Origin of the sequence: Flavobacterium sp. CLA17 (assembly GCF_013112255.2) — a bacterium.
Lineage (GTDB): Bacteria > Bacteroidota > Bacteroidia > Flavobacteriales > Flavobacteriaceae > Flavobacterium > Flavobacterium circumlabens.
The window spans coordinates 751,982-771,621 of sequence record NZ_CP068294.1 but is presented as its reverse complement, the minus strand read 5'-3'; the positions used below and the strand labels follow the sequence as shown (position 1 = coordinate 771,621).

Annotated in this window: 14 protein-coding genes; all 14 read right to left on the bottom strand. The window is 35.4% G+C overall.

Annotated features, from left to right (window positions below):
- Positions 1-23: 23 nt before the first annotated feature.
- Complete coding sequence (locus HAV12_RS03230; protein WP_012022600.1) at positions 24-350, bottom strand: nucleotide pyrophosphohydrolase; 327 nt, start codon at positions 348-350, stop codon at positions 24-26.
- Positions 351-353: 3 nt separating this feature from the next.
- Positions 354-2,345, bottom strand: coding sequence for a DUF3857 domain-containing protein (locus HAV12_RS03225; RefSeq protein ID WP_171568441.1), 1,992 nt, complete (start codon positions 2,343-2,345; stop codon positions 354-356).
- A complete protein-coding gene (locus HAV12_RS03220) occupies positions 2,346-4,361 on the bottom strand; it encodes a DUF3857 domain-containing protein (protein ID WP_171568440.1) in 2,016 nt (671 codons plus the stop codon).
- Positions 4,362-4,369: 8 nt separating this feature from the next.
- On the bottom strand, positions 4,370-6,277 hold the full coding sequence (locus tag HAV12_RS03215; RefSeq protein ID WP_171568439.1) for a DUF3857 domain-containing protein: 1,908 nt from the start codon (positions 6,275-6,277) through the stop codon (positions 4,370-4,372).
- Positions 6,278-6,340: 63 nt separating this feature from the next.
- Positions 6,341-6,793, bottom strand: coding sequence for a D-aminoacyl-tRNA deacylase (dtd, locus tag HAV12_RS03210; protein WP_171568438.1), 453 nt, complete (start codon positions 6,791-6,793; stop codon positions 6,341-6,343).
- A gap of 131 nt (positions 6,794-6,924) precedes the next feature.
- Positions 6,925-7,902, bottom strand: a complete 978-nt coding sequence (gene rsgA, locus HAV12_RS03205; protein WP_171568437.1) for a ribosome small subunit-dependent GTPase A — start codon at positions 7,900-7,902, stop codon at positions 6,925-6,927.
- 139 nt (positions 7,903-8,041) lie between these two features.
- On the bottom strand, positions 8,042-11,350 hold the full coding sequence (locus HAV12_RS03200; RefSeq protein ID WP_171568436.1) for a VIT domain-containing protein: 3,309 nt from the start codon (positions 11,348-11,350) through the stop codon (positions 8,042-8,044).
- Positions 11,351-11,730: 380 nt separating this feature from the next.
- Positions 11,731-12,813: a bifunctional 3-deoxy-7-phosphoheptulonate synthase/chorismate mutase type II gene (locus HAV12_RS03195; protein ID WP_171568435.1), complete on the bottom strand. Its 1,083-nt coding sequence runs from the start codon at positions 12,811-12,813 to the stop codon at positions 11,731-11,733.
- A 13-nt stretch (positions 12,814-12,826) separates the two neighbouring features.
- Complete coding sequence (locus HAV12_RS03190; RefSeq protein ID WP_171568434.1) at positions 12,827-13,684, bottom strand: prephenate dehydrogenase; 858 nt, start codon at positions 13,682-13,684, stop codon at positions 12,827-12,829.
- A 234-nt stretch (positions 13,685-13,918) separates the two neighbouring features.
- Positions 13,919-15,064 carry a pyridoxal phosphate-dependent aminotransferase gene (locus HAV12_RS03185; RefSeq protein WP_171568433.1) on the bottom strand — a complete coding sequence of 382 codons (1,146 nt, stop codon included), beginning with the start codon at positions 15,062-15,064 and terminating at the stop codon, positions 13,919-13,921.
- 192 nt (positions 15,065-15,256) lie between these two features.
- Positions 15,257-16,084: a prephenate dehydratase gene (locus HAV12_RS03180; RefSeq protein WP_171568432.1), complete on the bottom strand. Its 828-nt coding sequence runs from the start codon at positions 16,082-16,084 to the stop codon at positions 15,257-15,259.
- A 364-nt stretch (positions 16,085-16,448) separates the two neighbouring features.
- The gene (locus HAV12_RS03175) at positions 16,449-16,748 is read right to left on the bottom strand and encodes a type II toxin-antitoxin system RelE/ParE family toxin (protein WP_171568431.1); all 300 of its coding nucleotides are present in this window, start codon (positions 16,746-16,748) and stop codon (positions 16,449-16,451) included.
- Positions 16,748-16,954: an addiction module protein gene (locus HAV12_RS03170; protein ID WP_171568430.1), complete on the bottom strand. Its 207-nt coding sequence runs from the start codon at positions 16,952-16,954 to the stop codon at positions 16,748-16,750. The genes HAV12_RS03175 and HAV12_RS03170 overlap by 1 nt, the downstream gene beginning before the upstream one ends.
- 164 nt (positions 16,955-17,118) lie before the next feature.
- Positions 17,119-19,521: a ribonucleoside-diphosphate reductase subunit alpha gene (locus HAV12_RS03165; protein ID WP_171568429.1), complete on the bottom strand. Its 2,403-nt coding sequence runs from the start codon at positions 19,519-19,521 to the stop codon at positions 17,119-17,121.
- Between the last annotated feature and the right edge of the window lie 119 nt (positions 19,522-19,640).

Here is a 19,640-nt window from a genome sequence, read left to right as displayed (position 1 = left end):
AGCTTATGAGTGATATTTCACAATTATTTTAGTTTATCGTTGTTTTTGTGACGGTCTTTATCCCGAACTGATTTTAAATCCATTTTTTTATCAAAAGCGGCTTGTAAATCGATTCCGGTTTGATTGGCCAGACATAAAACGACAAATACCACATCTGCTAATTCCTCTCCTAAATCTTTGTTTTTATCACTTTCTTTTTCTGATTGTTCGCCATAACGTCTGGCTATAATTCGAGCCACTTCACCCACTTCTTCTGTGAGTTGTGCCATATTGGTCAATTCATTAAAATAGCGAACACCGTGCTCTTTTATCCAGGTATCGACGTCTAATTGCGCGTTTTTCAAATCCATCTTTTATATTTTTTTAAGAACAATTTTTTCATTTTGACTCACGATCATTTTGTGGAATAACTCTTTTAATCCATTATACTGATCTGCTGCAAAAATACTACTGTTAATTTCTTTTGAACTACTTATTTGAACTTTGTTTCCTTGGTTTGCAATATTTAAGAAATAAACGATGTCTTTGTTTTCAGATGTAATTTTTACCGGAATTGGCAGTGATTCTACCACATATCCTTCGGGAATTTCTAAACTTAAATTGAATTTTTCCTGGGTTGGAAAACCAAAACAAACGGGCATTTGCCGTACTTCCTGATTAAATGGGTTTTTAGTCCGGGTAAAAAACAATAACGGATTTATGAAAATCTTATCCCCGATAATCTCTACTCCATTATTTGAAACAAAAGAAAATACTTCCACCACCGGATCTGAAAAATTTGCTTTCGTATTCTCAACTGTATAGTTTGAAATTTTCGCATCCCCCAACTGTTCTTCTAATTTTTCAAGATAATTTTCCTGGCTCTTGTTGGTGTTTTCAGCTCTAAAACGAAATGCATTATAATCTGTTCTCTGAACTTTAATTTTCCCTTCCAGTTTGCCAAGATTGTCGACTTTAACCAAAATGTTCCAAAAATCCTTCGATGTCGCAGTGGGTACTAAGTTTATTTCTTTAGAAGTTCCGTCATTTTTAATCAATCTTCCCTTCCAGTTTAAAACGTTCAACGGCAAAATTCCCGGATAGGTAAACTTATTGGATGCATCTAATAAAATTTGATTCCCATCGATTTCAGTAGCTGCAATTACATAATTAAATCCTGTTCTTGTGGGATAAACCGGAACTCCGTTCTCTGTTGTGCTTACCAAAACCGAGTTTACTTCTATTCCTGCCAGCTTCAACATATTGATTAGAATAAAGTTGATCTCTGCAATATTTCCGGTTTGATCGGCGTAAGCTTTTACTAAACCCTTATCTGTATAATAATCATTCTTTTCATTCCAGTTCATTTTACTTTGAACGAATTTAAAAATGATTTTTAATTTTTCACTTTGCGATTCGACATTAGTCAATATTCGTTTAACGTCTTCTGACAAAAAGCTTTTTTCGCTGAGCTCTTTTCCGAAACTTTTATCCTTAAAAATAGTATTTGCCACGCCTTCCCATGTCATTGCATAATCTTTTACAGGCTGATCCGGATAACGAATTCTTTCTAATTCATGTTGAATTGAACCTTTGTAATTATCAATATTATCTACATAAGGTTCATTTATTAAAGCAGGAATATCTTTTCCCAGGTAAAAAGAACTAATTTGTTTATAGGAAATTGATGAGGACCTATGAAAGTCATCATCATAACTTTGAGTTTTACTGGTAAACTTTGAATCTGATTCAATTTTATAATTCCCTACCAAAAGGGTTTTATAAATATAGTATTCGGGAATATCGGTTTTATACTCAAAATAATTTACCGGAATTTCATATTGAAAATCAAAATCCGGCAATTTTACAATATTATCAGATTTTAGAACATACTTGTATTCAATAACAGAGCCCACTTTTACGTTGGGCATTGTTATCATTTTCTCATTCCAGAATTTGTTGACTTTTTTTTTAAAAGTTCCCTGATTCTCTAATTTTGTTTTTATAATTGCCCCGTTTTCCAGATTGTATGTCACGGCATTTGAAAACTCTAAACGATCTTCTCTTAAAGTTTCATACCCAATGTAAAACCGCACTTTCTGATCTGCCCACTTTAATCCTTCTTTTTTATAAATTTTGATCTTAAATTCATAGACATGATTTGCTGTGAAACCGTTATCTTTATTGTAAGTGAAAAATGTTTTTCCTTTTTTAAATAAAATTGCAGCCGGTGCAGTTGTATCTTTTGGATTAGCTTTCTCTTTTAATTCTGAAACCGTTACTTTCCCCAGTTCATAACTTTGAGCTGTGCTTTTTGAAAATCCAAAAAATAAAAAAGTAATTATTAAGAAACTGTGAAATCTCATTTATATCCTTTTTAAAACTATTTTTTCAGTTTCTTTTGCAATCATTTTTTGATAGTATTCTTTTAGCATTTCATATTTTTCAACTGAAACGATTGCTTCATTTATCTGATGGAGAATTGATAATTGCAGTGAATTTCCATTTTCAGCAATATTAAATTTGAATGTTCCTAAATTATCTTCCATTGCCAATATTGCCGGTGCCGGCAAAGTTTCTACAGCGAACCCTTCAGGAATCTTAATGGTAATATTGAATTTATCTACAAAAGGGAATCCGAAATCTACCGGATATTCGCGGACTTCCTGCTTGAAAGAATTCTCTGTTTTGGTATAAAACAACATTGGGTTGATATAGATTTTACCTCCAATGACTTCCGCTAAATTATCTCCTTTAAAAGAATAGCTTTCTATCGTTGGCAGTAAAACTTCTTTTTCGTTTGTTCTGCTGTATTCGCTAATTTCTATTTTATTATTATCATTTTCAAGTTTTTCAAGATATACATCTTCTTTTACCCCGTCTACTTCATTTCTGTACGACATGGCATTATAGTCTGTACATTGTCTTCTCACTTTACCATTTACTTTACCTTCGGCATCAATCTCATAATTGATAAAAATATTATCATTGGATGCTTTTTTAGGCATTAAATCAATCGCTTCAGAAGTTCCGTCCTTGCGAATCAGTCTTCCCTGCCAGTTTAAAGCTCTAAAAGGCAAAATATTAGGAGACGAATATTTACTTGTTGCATCTAACAGAATAACTCCGTTTGGTGTTTCTACGGCAGCAATCACATAATTAAAGGCCGTTCTGTTAGGAAACAAAGCAATCCCGTTCGAACGTGTACTTACTAAGACCGGATTTGCCGTAAGGCCTGCTTTGCGCAACATAGCTGTTAACATCAGGTTGATATCTGCAGAATTTCCTGCTTTTTCTTTATAAGCTTTACGTACCCCTACATCACAACCATAGCTGCTGTTACCATCCCATTTAACGGTTGATTTTACATAATTCAAAACAGTCAGTATTATTTCGTCAGTTGTTGTAATTCCGGTCAGAAGCTTTTTCAAATCATCTTCAAAATAACCTGTTTTATTTAGTTCCGGTCCGAAATCATCATAATCGTAAATTGTTTTCACCACTGAATTCCAATCTGAAGAAAATGTTTGAATAGGATTGTTTGGCCATTTAATAGCAGACAGTTCAAAAGATAAAATTGATGTATAATTATCGATATTATTTACAAAAGATTCGTCTTTTATTGCTGGTAGATTTTCAGCAACATACGTTGTTTTTGTTTCAAAATAATCTGTTTTCTGCGTCGAAAAATTAGTCGAACTTCTATTATTAACACTTCTTTCATTAGTTGTAGACACTATTGATTTCGACTTCGTTTCGACAGTTTTATTTGGAAAAACATATCCTTTTTGCATTACGTTGTACACATAATACTCCGGAATAGAGGTTGAAAATTCTGATTTATTTACAGGGATGTCATATTGAAATCTCCAGTCTCTCATCCAGCTTACAAAAGGAGCTCTTATCGTATATTTGAATTCAATAACAGAACCTTCTTTTACATTAGGCAATGAGATTTTCTTTCTTCCGTAAGATTTACTTACCGGTTCGTCAAATATTCCATCACTTTTTAATTTTGTTTTTTCAACTTTCCCCCCCACTAAGTTAAATGTACTCGCATCTGATATCTGAACACTTTCTTTTGAGTTTCCTGAAATGGAATAACCGACAGTCTGATTGGCAAAATCATAACCCTCTTTTTTATATATTTTGATACGCGTTTCAACTTCCGTTGTTAGAACGAAACCGTTAATCTCATTATAATCAAAGTAGGAAACTCCCTTTTTGTATAAAACAGCAGCAACTGCAGCGGTATCTTTAGGATGTTTTTTCTCCTCTAATTCGGCAACTGAAACTTTTCCAAGTTTAAATTCCTGAGCTGTCAACTGAAGAAATGAAAAAAGGAAAAAGAATAAAATAATAGATAGTTGTTTGATTTTCATTCGTTTGATTAATTCTTTGTTAGTATAATTTTGGCATTATCATTTTTTGACACCTGTTCCATAAAGAGACGGTATTCATCATATTCTTTATTCGAATATTTTCCTTTATTCAAAAGCATTGAACGCTTGTAGGTCAGCTTGTTATTTTCTTTTTTGACGATTTCGGTTTTGTATTCGCCAAACTTCCCTTTCAATTCGAAATTTGCTGGCAGAAATTCCACAGTAAAACCGGCTGGAAGATTAATTTCGATTTCATCAGAATCGAGATATCCACGCTGAATCTGAAATGGATTTTTTCTGTTTCGGATTCGTTTTACATTTCCGTTATTCCTATTGAATGCATCAACCACAAAAATCATTTTATTAGCAGAAATAGTCGCATAATTTATGGCACTGATTTCAATATTCTCCGTAAAACGAATATTTTCCTTATCGTTTGTAAAAGCTATTTTTCCTAATTTCAAATTATTGATATTATCCCAGTATTCTTTGTAATGTGCTTCTTTTTCGGTTGGCTGTAAATGTTCTACTCTTGCTTTTGAGTTGTATTGAGAACCACCGGATATTATAGAAACTGAACCCGAAAAATTACCGTTTTCATCTATGGTGTAGATTCCTTTGTCGGTTTGATCATTGCCTTTGTCTTCGTATATTTTAGTTCTTACAATTACTCCGCCTTCAGGCTTCACCACCAGGACATCCCTGTCATCTGTAAATATTCCCTGATAACCAAAAGGATCATCCTGGCTCGTACATTCAAGCCACGTGTAATTATCTCCGGTTGGGATTGCCAATATCATATGGTTGCCCTGCATAGAAACAAAATCAGATTGTATGTTTCTTTTATAACTATCCCCGTATAAAATAGTGTTGTATGATGGAACGCCGACAGTTTCCAGAAGTGCTTTTGTATAATTGGTCAAGGCTTTACAATCGCCATATCCCAAACGGTCTACATCAGTCGCCAGCATTGGTTTCCATCCTCCGATACCAATCGCAATATTTACATATCTTGATTTTTTCTGTACATAATCATAAATAATTTTTGCTTTCTTAATGGGATCTTTTTCATTCCCAACCAGCGCTTTTATTTTTACTTTAGTTTCTTCCGGCAAAACAGTAGTTCCGTTTAGAATCTTATCGCTGTACCATTTGCCAAATGTTTCCCATGTTTTTGCTGTCCCGTCTACACCTTCTAAATGAAAATTTTCCAAACCCATCATTACCCTTGGAAAAAGATCAGAAGAAGACGGGCTGTAATCTTCCGGTTTCTGGGCTAAAATATTAACCCCGAGATAAGACAGTTTTGTATCCGTATCTGTAGTTTTTTTGATGTTCAGGTCGGCAAACTGAAATTCTTTCTTTTTAAATCCGAGGTTGTTCGGGAAAGTCACATTTAAGATGCATTTCTGCACGCTTACATTATATCCTCCTAAAAAGTACCATTGCGGTATAAAGGCCGTATTTGAAGTTTCTATTTCACTGGTGTAAACCACCGTAAACGGATAGGAAACCGGAGTATATTCCAGAAAAACTACACGACTGTCTGAAAAAAGAGTGCTTCCTCCTACAGTGCTTTGATCTTTAAAATCTTTTCGTTTTATTTTTTTGATTTCTTTACCAAAAGCATCATAAACTATGGCTTCAATATTTTTTACCGAAGTTGTTTTGTCATAGTTCTGATAAGCATCAATGTCATTTAATCCTTTCTCATTAAAAACCGAGACTACTCTCTGCGTTTTGATGTTCATACTGCGTTGCGATTCAATGGTGATATCCATTTGATCTAAACGAACAACTGCATCTGCATTTTCTTTGAGAGTGTCTGAAATAGAAGTAGTATTATATTCGCTCTTTTGAGCAAAAGAAAGGAAGTAAAACAAGAAAAAAAACAGCGCACAATAAAGCTTTTTCATTAACAGGGAGTTTCGCCAAATATATATTATTTTCAGAAATCCTTAACAAATCTTTAAGAATATTTATTCTCTGTTTTTGCTGTCTATTAAAATAGTAACAGGGCCATCATTCAAAAGCCTGACTTTCATATCTGCCCCAAAAATCCCGGCTTGTATTTTTTTACCAAACTCCTTTTCCAAAGATGCTATAAAGTTCTCATAAACCGGAATGGCAACATCTGGTTTTGAAGCTTTTATATACGAAGGTCGGTTTCCTTTTTTGGTAGAAGCGTGTAATGTAAACTGGCTTACGACTATGATATCGCCATCGATATCCTGAACGGAGCAGTTCATGACCTCATTTTCATCGCCAAAAATCCTCATTTTAATGATTTTTCCAACCAGCCAGTCAATATCTTCCTGTGCATCGGCATCTTCAATTCCGACTAAAACCAATAACCCTTTTTGAATATCAGCTACTTTTTGCTGATCTACAGTTACTGATGCCTCTGAAACTCTTTGAAGAACTACTTTCATTTTTAAGTTTTATATAAATTTGATTTATTAGCCACAGATTACAAAGATTAAACAGATTTTTAAAATTATGCCTGAAAAGGTGCAAAAACAGTGTTTTGAAATTTGGAATTTTTAAATATTGGAATTTAAATTTATTTTCTCAATTCATCACTAGCTTTTCGATCTTCATCATAAGAATCGGTACGATAATTTTCGTCGTCTCCTTCCAGAATCTTTAAGTAACTATTATAACGTGACCAGGCGATCTCGTCTCTTTCTAAAGCAGCTTTTATGGCACAATGAGGCTCTTCTTTATGAAGGCAATTGTTGAATTTACATTGATCTTTTAATTTGAAAAACTCCGGAAAATAACCGCTGATTTCTTCTTTTTCCATATCTACGATTCCAAAACCTTTGATTCCGGGTGTATCGATAATTCTTGCATTAAAAGATAAGTCATACATCTCCGCAAAAGTTGTCGTGTGCTGACCTTGTTTACTGGCTTCAGAAATGGTTTTGGTTTTAAGATGAAGGGAAGGTTCCATCGCATTGACCAACGTTGATTTTCCAACTCCGGAATGTCCGGAGAACATGCTTACTTTGCCAATCATCATTTCTTTAAGTTCCTCAACACCTTTCATTTCTGTAGAAGAAACACGAAGGCATTTGTAGCCAATCTGCTGATAAACATATTGCATATACAATTGATCTTCAAGCGTTGGCTCATCAAAAGTATCTATTTTATTAAAAACCAGAATTGTTTCAATATTATACGCCTCGGCAGTTACGAGGAAACGGTCAATAAAATTGAAAGTCGTAGGTGGATTATTAATCGTAATCAGTAAAAACACACGATCAATATTCGATGCGATAATATGCATTTGATGCGATAAATTAACCGATTTACGAACGATGTAATTCTTTCTTTCGTGAATATTAAAAATAGTTCCGGTTAAGGCATCAGAAGTTTCTTCGAGTTCATAATCGACAATATCGCCTACAGCAATAGGATTGGTACTTTTGATCCCTTTCATCCTGAACTTTCCTTTCATACGGCATTCTATAAAATCGCCTTTTTCAGATTTTACGGTGTACCAGCTTCCTGTAGATTTATAAACGAGTCCTGTCATTCAAATTGTAGATTGTTTATTTTAGAATTCAGATTATACTGAAAACTAAAAAATATTAAAAGGCAAAATTACGTTTTTAGAATTGAACAACGCAACTTCGCCTTTTAAAATTAAAAAACAGATCCTAAAATTGGTTCGTTTACCAAATAATTTCGGCTAAAATTTCATTTTCCTTAATTTTTCCTAATTGAATTGTTTTGGAAGTTTTGGAAGTTTTTCCGGCTCTGGTGGTATAAATTTCTACCATAACAGTCGCCGGGCCGCTTTCGGTTAATTCTCTTTCGCCAAAATAATTGGTTTTGATTTGATATTTTCCTTTTATAGCATTTCGAATTAAATATTGTTCCGGTCCGTAACCTTGCGTAAAATCTTTAGAAAATCTCGCTCCGGCTTGTGTACTTCTGTGCCCGTAATAACATTCTTCCCCATTTGGTTCAATAATATGCAAATCTAAATCGACATCCATCAGGTTCCAGTTCATAATAATTCTGATTTCAACCGGCATTTTATCGAGATATTTTTTATCCAGTTTACCCGTTTTCAGATTTTTGTGTTCGATCATCAAACGATTAATGTCCATCAGGATAATATCTTCTACACCTTCATATTGTCCGCTCATTTCTCCGTAATAATTCACTTCTAATGCTTTAATCAATTGGTCAAAAGCGTCCTGATATTTTCCGGCATCTTCCAATGCCAAAGCATAATCCCTGAGACTTTGTGGTTCATGTGCTCTCCATTTTGCAATTTGTCTTGCCGTAAACAAGGCATCATCAAAATCCTTCCATTGACGCAGCGTGTAGGTTAAGGTTTTATAAAGCTGATGGTTCTCCAATCCTAAATCGGCAATATTGCTGATGATCTGCAATGCTTTTTTGACATCGCCCTGATTATAAAAAAAGTGAGCCACATCAAAATAAAAAGCAGGGTTTCTTTCCTGTGCATTTCGTAATTCAAAATACAGTTCATATTGTTTTTCTTTTGGAGCCGAAGCAAGAGCTTTTAAATACAGGCGATCCGGATTCCAGGTTTTAGGCTGATTTTCGATTCCATTTGATTCTGCATATTCCACGTCTTCATCTTCATCTTCGAGATCTGAATCTTTTTTAGAATCAGAATTGGTTTCGTCCTGACTACTGATCATTTTATCACTGGTTACCGATGGCGCTATTTGAACTCCGGCCACTTTACCGGCAAGTGCTTGCGATATAGTAGCACTTTTAGAAATACTTTCTTGTGAAACCACCTGAGTAGAATAAGAAACTTCTCTTTTTCGCTCTGCTGCATATCCGGCTGTTACTACGACTTCTTGCAACTGTGCTGAACTCTCTCGTAATGGTACTCTAATCTGATTATTTCTGCCCACATTTACTTGCGAAGACTCATAACCAATGTATCTAATAGTAAGATTACTATTTTCGGGAGCTTGTATGCTAAACTTCCCTTCAAAATCAGTACTCACTTGTCCTCTTTCTCCATTTACACCAACAACAGCTCCCGGTAATGGTAACCCTTGAGGATCGACAACAACTCCCGAAATAAACCCGGGTGGAACTGTTCTGCTTCTGCTGGAACTCACATTTGATACCCTGTTATTTGTTGTGCGGGGATTTTTAACTTTTGGTTTTGGCAGCTGTTTTGGAGCCGTATATTTAAGATCTTGTTTCCACCAGGAATTTAAGGCTGTAAAATAAGTATCAATACTTTCCCAATTATTCTTTTGTCTGGCTAAATTAGTATCCTGTTCCTGTTTCTTAATCCTGTCAAACTCTGCGCGCAATTCTGCAGGCGGTACAATATCATACGCTATATAATCGCGGATATCTTCCAGAACAATCAGGGAGGTATTTTTGGTAATGATTCCGTATTTCTTTCCGAGCAGTTCAATTTCATCCGCATTTTTATCATACTGCAAATCAAGATTCGCTATTTTTTTCTGGGCCCAGAGTTTTTCAATATTTACATCTGTTGTATTTTGGGTCCCGGCATCCAGAGTGATTTTTCGTTCCAGTACCGCTGTATTATGGTAACCAAACAACAATGTGATTTCGCTTTTCGGATTTAAGGAAATTCCTGAAAAACTGAAACTTCCTGAAACCAAAGTACCTTTCATCGGAAACAAATCTGTAATGGTGTAATTTTCTTTTATTCCCAAAAATTTCAAATTACTATTCACTAGTTTATCTAAAGCATTTGCGAGATTCAATTGGTTCAGATTGATAAAATTACCGCCGGTTTTCATGGCAGCAAAATTCAGGAAAGCAAAATCTGAAGAAACGGAAGAGGTAATCGTATAAATTGGACTATTCGTTTTAGGCAAAGCGTTTTCGCTTAAAGAAGATAATCCATCCGAAAAAAACAAAAATTCATCATGATTTGGGAAATTTATTTGTGAAAAACGGGTACCGCCATCATACTTTGTATTTTGCAAAACGGATTGTAATTCAGCCCAGTTACCGTTTGAAATCACAAATTCCTTTTGTCTTTCGAAAGTATAATTTAAAAAGTATAAAGTTACTTTCGTGTTTTTGATTTTTTGAAAATAGGCGTCCAGTAAATTCAATTCCTTTTTTAAATCACGTGTTTTGCAACTCAAAGAATTATCCCAGACCAAACCAATGGAGGCTGGTGTTTTTTTAGCTGTTTTATTTCCTTCAACAAATGTATTTCCATAAAAATAATATTGCCCTCCCAAATTCTGCATCAGAACACCTGGTGCATTTTCCTGAATCGGAATGTTAAAAACTAATTTTTCGGAAGGCTGATAATTTTCTTTTTTCAGTGAAGTCTGAAAAGATTGATTCCATTTTGAAAAGACGATTTGCTCCCCTGAATTTTCATTAACAGTTGGCGAAGCAGCAGTTCCCAAAACCGAAACATTAATTTCAAATTTATCCAGCTTTTTCGGATAACGGCTCACCAGCTGATACGCCAGATTGTTTTTATCGAAAGCAGAAAGTTCTTCTTCGTAGCCAATAATGACGATTCGTTCGCCATTTGGCATTAGCGGATAAATTCTTGTTCTAAAATTATTCCCATCTACTTTCTCCAGTAATCCCGGATCAACGCGACGATGTTCGATAGCCTCAAAAACCTGTTTTCCTTTATTTTTATTTACAGGAACCGCTTCGCGCATTTTTCCATTAATATCAATGGCATATCTGGAAACCGAAACATTTTCCGGCAACGGAAAAATAAGTTCCGCTTCCATCTGACGGCTGCCTGAATTAAAAAAATGCATCTCAGCAGTGGTGTAAGCAATATTCCCAACCACTTTTACATTGACAATAAGCTGGCTCATTCTGACACTTTCTGTAGCATCACCCTTTACAGTCAATTCAGGACTCTGCGCAAAAGTTTTTGTTGCTAAAAACAATAAAACAAAAAGGAATAATTTCAGGATTCCCTGAAAAATTTCCGGCTTAGATAAACAGATTTTCGATTTCATAACATAGAAGTTAAGGTTGTATACTTCTATAGAGCGAAAAAGACTTGCAAAGGTTGGGAGCACCTCCAATTTATTTCAAAAAAAATCTCCAAAGCTCAAAAAGCAGTGCAGGTTTAAAGTTTTACCATATAAGTAGTAGGCATTGAAAAAAAAATTCCTGCTAATCAATACTTTTACGGTGAATTGATTTGACATTTTCAAAACAAACTGTAATATTGGAACATCTTCAATTTATTTTAAAAAAAAATCCCCAAAGCCTTACAGCAATGGAGATTTTAATTTTTTTTACCACATTAGTGATATAAGAAAATTTAAGCTATGCGCTTGCAAAAATAAAAAAAACTTATATCACTTATATCACTTATATGGTTTAGAAGAAATTAGGCATTAAATATTTTTTCCTGGTGACCAATACTTTCCTGGTGAATTGCTTTGAACATTCTCAAAACAAACTCTTCAGTAAGACCTTTTTTCTCCCCTTCCAAAATCATTTTTCCTAAGATTTCGTTCCAACGGTTGTTTTGAAGGATCGCTACGTTTGCGTCTTTTTTCACCTGACCGATTTCGTCAGCTACTTTCATACGTTTTCCTAATAACTCTAATAAGTTAGCATCCAAAACATCGATGTTAGCTCTTAGTTTCGTCATTTTTGAACTGTACTCGTCTGTCGTATCATCTGTTTTTCTGATGGTTAAATCCTTGATGATTTTTTTCAAAGCATCCGGAGTAACTTGTTGTGCAGCATCAGACCAGGCATTGTCCGGATCGTAGTGCGTTTCGATAATCATACCATCGTAATTCAAATCCAATGCTTCCTGCGTTACTTCGAAAATCATTTTACGATCTCCTGTAATGTGCGATGGATCGATGATTAAAGGTAAATCAGGGAATTTATTTTGCAATTCAATCGCAATCTGCCATTCCGGGATATTTCTGTATTTTGTTTTTTCGTAAGTCGAGAAACCTCTGTGAATCACTCCTAATTTCTCAATTCCGGCCATGTGTAAACGCTCAACACCACCTAACCATAAAGCTAAATCAGGGTTTACAGGGTTTTTAACCAAAACGATTTTATCTGTTCCTTTCAATGTATCCGCAATTTCCTGAACTGCGAATGGATTTGCAGTAGTACGGGCACCAACCCATAAAACGTCTATATCATGTTCTAAAGCCAGTTTACAGTGAGCCGCAGTGGCAACTTCAGTTCCCATCAATAAACCAGTTTCTTTTTTAGCTTTCTGTAACCATTTCAATCCAATTTCCCCAACACCTTCAAATCCTCCCGGACGCGTTCTTGGTTTCCATATTCCGGCTCTGAATACACTAACTTTTGAATCTTTCAACTCATGAGCGATTTTCAAAACCTGATCTTCCGTTTCTGCACTACATGGTCCGGCTATCACAAGTGGGTGATTTAAATTGAAATCTTCTAACCACTTTCTCATTTCTTTCTTATTTTCCATCTTAATTTTTAGTTTATTTTTTAATTGTTAATCCGTTTAATATCTCTTTAATTTTATTGGTACTTTCCATTTCTTCAAAAATGGCATTGTAATTTTCTTCTTTTAACAAATCCCTAAACCGACTGAGATTTGAAATATATTCTTCTAAGGTTTCGATGACATGTTCTTTGTTTTGCTTAAAAATTGGTGTCCACATGGCGGGCGAACTTTTTGCTAAACGAACGGTGCTTTCGAAACCACTTCCTGCCATATCAAAAATATCCTGCTCGTCTTTTTCCTTATTCATCACCGTTTTTCCGAGCATAAACGAACTAATGTGCGACAAATGCGAAACGTAAGCAATGTGTTTGTCGTGTGAAGTCGGATCCATATACCGAATCCGCATTCCGATTTCGCTGAAAAGCTTCAATGCCTTTTCCTGCAATTTGAAAGTGGTTTTTTCCACCTCACAAATAATATTCGTTTTTCCCTGAAACAATCCTTTTATCGCCGCCGATGGTCCGGAAAACTCCGTTCCTGCAATTGGGTGCGTGGCGATAAAATTTCTTCTTTTCGGATGACTGGCAACTGCATCACAAATGGGCTTTTTTGTAGATCCTACTTCAAAAACAATGGTTTGATCGCCAACTGAATCCAGTACTTTAGGCAAAATCGTCAGGGCAACATCTACAGGAACCGAAACAATCACAAAATCAGCTTCAGCCAATTCTTCAAAGCTTCCCGCCTGGTCAATAACGCCTAAATCAATCGCTTCCTGCAAGTGTTTTTCGTTATTGTCTATTCCGAAAATAGTCGCGTCCGGATGTTTTTCTTTGATGTCCAGCACCATCGATCCACCTATTAACCCTATTCCTATTACGTATACTTTCATATTTATTTTTATTAGAAGCTAGTTCCTGCTATCCGCTATATCTTTTCCGCCGAACCCCGGCGCAAAAGGATGCCGCTTCTATCAGGGCTAGAACCTCTTGTTTTTTTAAGACCTTTTATTACTTTCTGTCTTTCTTGTCATTTCGACGAAGGAGAAATCTTCACAAGTAACTCCACAATCAAAATGACCAATCTTTGTCAAAAATCTTTATTCTTTATTCTAAAATCTTAATCCTTAAAATCTATCTATCGCTTCCTGTACTTTTTCTTCTTTCACACACAAGGAGAATCGGATATAGCCTTCACCATTGCTTCCGAAGATGGTTCCAGGGGTGATAAAAATGTGTTTCTCGTATAATATTTCGTCAATGAACTTTTCTGCTGATTCGATTCCTTCCGGCAATTTTGCCCATACAAATAATCCAACACCTTCTTTATACACTTTGCAGCCTAATTTCTCTGCTAAATTCTCTGTTAATTCCCGACGGCGTCTGTAAATTTTATTCTGATCTTCGAACCATGACTTATCACAATTTAAAGCAGCGATTGCTCCTTTCTGAATGCCGTAGAACATTCCGCTGTCCATATTGCTTTTTACTTTAAGGACTGCATCGATAATTTCAGGTTTCCCTAAAACCATTCCGACTCTCCAGCCTGCCATATTGAAGGTTTTGCTTAATGAATTCAATTCCAGAGCCACTTCTTTTGCCCCTTCCACCTGCAATAAACTCATCGGATTATCATTCAGAACAAAACTATACGGATTATCGTTCACCAATAATATGTTGTGTTTTTTAGCAAAAGCAACCAATTTTTCAAATAACGCTAAGCTTCCTCTGGCACCGGTTGGCATGTGCGGATATCCCAGCCACATGATTTTTACTTTCGAAAGATCTAATTTCTCCAGCGCTTCGAAATCCGGTTCCCAGGCATTCGCTTCTTTTAAATCATAATAAACCGGAACAGCTCCAACCAGATTGGTTACCGAAGTATAAGTCGGATAACCCGGATTCGGAATTAAAACGTGATCACCTTCATTTAGAAATGCAAGCGAAATATGCATAATTCCTTCTTTCGAACCCATCAGAGGCAAAATCTCATTATTCGGATTTAAGGCAACACCAAATTGATCCTGATAAAAATCGGCCATTCCTTTTCTCAATTCCGGCAATCCCTGATAGCTCTGATACCCATGCCCGTTTTCATCCAGAATTGCGGCAGCTACTGCTTCAATTACTGCTTTCGACGGACTCAAATCAGGGCTTCCGATTCCCATGTTGATGATCGATTTTCCTTCCGACTGCAATTGACGAACTTCTCTTAATTTTGAGGAGAAGTAGTATTCTTCAACTGTCTCTAATCGTTTTGCTGTTGTAATCATTTCTATTTTTTTATTAAAATGCTTTAGGCTTTAGGCCTTATGCTTTATGCTTTTTTTGACTTTTAAACTTCTGTCACCCTGAGAGAAGTCGAAGGCTTTTGAAAACTAAAACGGGGCTTCGACTTCGCTCAGCCTGACAATCATTATTTTAAACCTTTGGAATTTGGAATTTCAAAAAATTGGAATTTCACTTTACGGTTTTGTATTCTTATATTCTCCCAGAACCTTTAAATATTCTGCCATAATATTCAGTAATGCTTTTGCTTTTGCAAAGTCCTCGTATCTCTCAAATGTCACATCTACGAAAAACGAATATTTCCAGGGTGTCTCGATTTTTGGAAGCGACTGGATTTTTGTTAAATTCAGTTTGCAGTCACTCATTACATTGAGAACTGCTGCCAGGCTTCCTCTTTTATGATCTAATTCAAATTTGATGGAAGCTCTGTTGATTTCGTTTTCCGGCAAAAATGAATTCTGTTTTTTAATAATCACGAAACGGGTCATGTTATTTTTGATCGTTTGAATTTCCGGTGCCAGAATTTCCAAATCATACATTTCTGAAGCCGTTTTACTCGCGATTGCAGCAATTCCGGTTAATTGTTTTTCCTGAATTCTTCTGGCGGTTTCGGCTGTATCTTTATCTTCAACCAATTTGATGTTTGGATATTTCTTTAAGAAATCCATACATTGCAATATCGCCATCGGGTGTGAATGAACTTCTTTAATATCCTCCATTTTCTGACCTTTCAACGCCATTAAATTTTGGTGAATGCTCAAATAATGTTCTCCGATAATGTGCAAATTATTCTTGTCAATCAACGCATAATTCGGAATAATTGGTCCTGCGATCGAATTTTCAATTGCCATAACGGCCTGATCCGATTTTCCTGAAAGCAGGCTGTCAATTAATTCTTCAAAAGACAAACACTCATCAATAGCCACATTTTCAGAGAAATACTCCTTTACTACCTGATGATGGAAAGAACCTTTTATACCTTGTATTGCAATTTTCGTTGTCATATATTCAAAAAAAAATCCTGATTTTCATCAGGATTGTATATTAGTTTTATTTGTCTTTTTTAATTTTCTCAAATAACCATAGCACAATCCTCACTTCTACTAAAGAAGAAATAAAAAGAGTTGCTAAAATAAAAACGGTTATTGGACATTTTGTTTGTGTTTTTCAATAAATTCTCTGCGAATGTATAAATTATTTTCACTGCACCAAAAAAAATATTGCATTTTATGAAACAAAAAAGGATTTCTTAACAAATTCCCTGCCTTTTGTAAGATAATTAAATAAATCAGCTTTAAAATGCGATTTAGGCAATTGGTTTTTAGGGAGGTACTGAGATTTTGAGGCACTAAGGTTCTTAGAGCCTAATTATATGCTTAATCTTTTGGACCAATTTTTAGGTGAACGGGAAGTATGAAAAACACCGTAAATTATTATTTCATCGTTTTCAAAATGATAATGAATACCATATGGAAATCTTGCAATGAACCTAATCTTTATATTTTTGTATTTCTTTTGAAAGGAATTCGGATTTCTTGATATTTCCTCAATTCCGGCTTCCAGACAAAGTTCAAAATCATAGGAAAGTCCTAACCGTTGCTCTTCATACCAAAGAATTATATCTTCAATATCAAATAATGCTTCCTTTACAAAATAAATTTTGGGCATTATCGAATCGATTTCAAATGGGCTTTGACCTCATCCCATGTGTACAGTTCCGTTTTACCTTCTTCCAGATTCTGTATCCTACTATCTAATTCTTTTTTAACATCATCAGAAATCTCCAAATCCTTTTTAGAAATGCTATCCCACAATTGCTCCGCCAAAACAATTTTTTCAGCATCGCTATATTTAGATAAATTTTTGATCTCCATGTTTCTATTATTATAATTGAATATAACAAATTTAATCAAATTTACCTTTGAAATGAATTTCAATAAAAAGAACTATTCTATTTAAATTGTCAAACAAAAAAAGCAGCTATCATTACAATAACTGCTTTACTATAAGAATAAATCTATTCTCTATTCTAAAAAAATTAAGACCCACACATTTCGCAATCCTCAGGATCTGCTGCTTGTGCTTTTAGCAACATTGCTTTGTATTCTTCAACACTTATCGGTTCTGTTTCCGGAACTAAAGTTGCTGAGGCAGGCGTTGTTTCTTCTTTTTTATCGTTGTTTAACGTGAATTTAATCGCATCTACCGCAGATTTTGTTCTTAGGTAATACATTCCTGTTTTCAAACCGGATTGCCATGCGTAGAAGTGCATAGAAGTTAGTTTAGAGAAATTAGCATCCTGCATGAACAAATTCAATGACTGCGACTGGTCAATAAAATAACCTCTCTGACGTGACATATCTAAAATATCCTTCATAGACATTTCCCAAACTGTTTTGTACAATTCTTTAATATCATCCGGAATTCCTTTAATGTTTTGAACAGATCCGTTATGACGCATAATTTCCTGCTTCAAAGATTCATTCCAGATTCCTAATTTCACTAGGTCTTCCAGTAAATGTTTGTTTACCACGATGAATTCTCCGGAAAGCGTTCTTCTTGTGTAGATATTAGAAGTGTAAGGCTCGAAAGCTTCGTTGTTTCCTAAAATCTGAGAAGTTGATGCGGTTGGCATCGGTGCCACTAATAATGAGTTACGAACTCCGTGTTCTACAACTTCTTTACGTAATGAAGCCCAGTCCCAACGTCCTGATAATTCTTCGTCTTTCATTCCCCACATATTGTATTGGAATTCTCCCTGAGACATTGGAGATCCTTCAAATGTAGAATACGGTCCTTCTACTTTTGCCAGTTCCATAGAAGCGGTAACAGCAGCAAAGTATAACGTTTCGAAAATTTCGTGGTTCAGCTGTTTTGCTTCGTCACTTGTAAAAGGCATTCTTAACATGATAAAAGCATCTGCAAGACCTTGCACTCCCAAACCAATTGGCCTGTGACGTACATTGGAATTTTCAGCTTCTTTTACCGGGTAATAGTTTCTGTCAATTACTTTATTTAAGTTGAATGTAACACGTTTTGTAACATCAAATAATTTTTGGTGATCAAATTTCCCGTTCTCCACAAACATTGGCAATGAAATCGAAGCAAGGTTACAAACCGCAACTTCATCCGGAGAGGTGTACTCGATAATTTCAGTACATAAGTTAGAGGAACGGATTGTCCCTAAATTCTTCTGGTTCGATTTACGGTTTGCCGCATCTTTGTACAACATGTACGGAAGTCCTGTCTCTACCTGAGATTCCAGGATTTTTTCCCAGATTTCCCTAGCTTTAATGGTTTTTCTTCCTTTTCCTTCTGCTTCATAACGTAAATACAAAGCATCAAATTCTTCACTGTGCACTTCTGATAATCCAGGGCATTCGTTAGGACACATCAAAGTCCATGTGGAATCTTCCTGAACTCTTTTCATGAATAAATCCGGAATCCACATTCCAAGAAATAAATCACGGGTTCTCATTTCTTCCTTACCGTGGTTTTTTCTTAAGTCAAGGAAATCAAAAATATCAGCATGCCAGGGCTCGATATACATGGCAAAACTTCCTTTACGTTTTCCACCACCCTGATCTACATAACGGGCTGTCATGTCGTATACACGAAGCATTGGAACAATTCCGTTAGAAGTTCCGTTAGTTCCACTGATATAAGAACCGGTAGCTCTTACATTGTGAATAGCCAAACCAATTCCTCCGGCAGACTGCGAAATTTTAGCCGTTTGCTTTAAGGTATCATAAATACCGTCAATACTGTCATCTTTCATGGTTAACAAGAAACAAGATGACATTTGAGGTTTTGGAGTTCCTGCGTTAAATAATGTTGGTGTAGCGTGCGTAAAGAATTTCTTAGACATCAACTCGTACGTTTCAATCGCAGAGGCAATATCGTCTTTATGAATTCCGATAGAAACACGCATCAGCATATGTTGTGGTCGCTCTACAATCTTTCCGTTTATTTTTAGCAAATAAGAACGTTCCAATGTTTTAAATCCAAAATAATCGTAGTTAAAATCACGATTATAGATAATAGTTGAATCCAGAACCTGAGAGTTATTCTTAATTACTTCGTAAACATCATCTGCCAACAAAGGAGCTTCTTTCCCTGTTCTTGGATTAACATAATGATACATATCCGACATCGTTTCTGAGAACGATTTTGTTGTATTAGAATGTAAGTTAGAGATAGCAATACGAGCGGCTAATTGAGCATAATCAGGGTGTGCAATAGTCATAGAAGCAGCTGTTTCAGCAGCAAGATTATCCAACTCTGAAGTAGAAACACCATCATACAATCCCTCAATAACGCGCATGGCGACTTTTACAGGATCTACAAGTTCATTAAAACCGTAACACAATTTTTTGATTCTGTCTGTAATCTTATCAAACATTACCGGCTCTTTGCGTCCATCTCTTTTTATTACATACATAAGCTTACTTTTTTATTGTTATTGAAAAAATGAAAGACACTGGAATAACGGATTCCAGTGCTTAAACATTGTGTGTTTTATTGTTTTTATTTTGAGAATTACAGGATTCTCAATAGTTA

Coding starts and splice junctions, on each gene's coding strand:
- HAV12_RS03230 (WP_012022600.1), bottom strand. CDS start 350: ATGGATTTGAAAAACGCGCAATTAGACGTCGATACCTGGATAAAAGAG.
- HAV12_RS03225 (WP_171568441.1), bottom strand. CDS start 2,345: ATGAGATTTCACAGTTTCTTAATAATTACTTTTTTATTTTTTGGATTT.
- HAV12_RS03220 (WP_171568440.1), bottom strand. CDS start 4,361: ATGAAAATCAAACAACTATCTATTATTTTATTCTTTTTCCTTTTTTCA.
- HAV12_RS03215 (WP_171568439.1), bottom strand. CDS start 6,277: ATGAAAAAGCTTTATTGTGCGCTGTTTTTTTTCTTGTTTTACTTCCTT.
- dtd (WP_171568438.1), bottom strand. CDS start 6,793: ATGAAAGTAGTTCTTCAAAGAGTTTCAGAGGCATCAGTAACTGTAGAT.
- rsgA (WP_171568437.1), bottom strand. CDS start 7,902: ATGACAGGACTCGTTTATAAATCTACAGGAAGCTGGTACACCGTAAAA.
- HAV12_RS03200 (WP_171568436.1), bottom strand. CDS start 11,350: ATGAAATCGAAAATCTGTTTATCTAAGCCGGAAATTTTTCAGGGAATC.
- HAV12_RS03195 (WP_171568435.1), bottom strand. CDS start 12,813: ATGGAAAATAAGAAAGAAATGAGAAAGTGGTTAGAAGATTTCAATTTA.
- HAV12_RS03190 (WP_171568434.1), bottom strand. CDS start 13,684: ATGAAAGTATACGTAATAGGAATAGGGTTAATAGGTGGATCGATGGTG.
- HAV12_RS03185 (WP_171568433.1), bottom strand. CDS start 15,064: ATGATTACAACAGCAAAACGATTAGAGACAGTTGAAGAATACTACTTC.
- HAV12_RS03180 (WP_171568432.1), bottom strand. CDS start 16,084: ATGACAACGAAAATTGCAATACAAGGTATAAAAGGTTCTTTCCATCAT.
- HAV12_RS03175 (WP_171568431.1), bottom strand. CDS start 16,748: ATGCCCAAAATTTATTTTGTAAAGGAAGCATTATTTGATATTGAAGAT.
- HAV12_RS03170 (WP_171568430.1), bottom strand. CDS start 16,954: ATGGAGATCAAAAATTTATCTAAATATAGCGATGCTGAAAAAATTGTT.
- HAV12_RS03165 (WP_171568429.1), bottom strand. CDS start 19,521: ATGTATGTAATAAAAAGAGATGGACGCAAAGAGCCGGTAATGTTTGAT.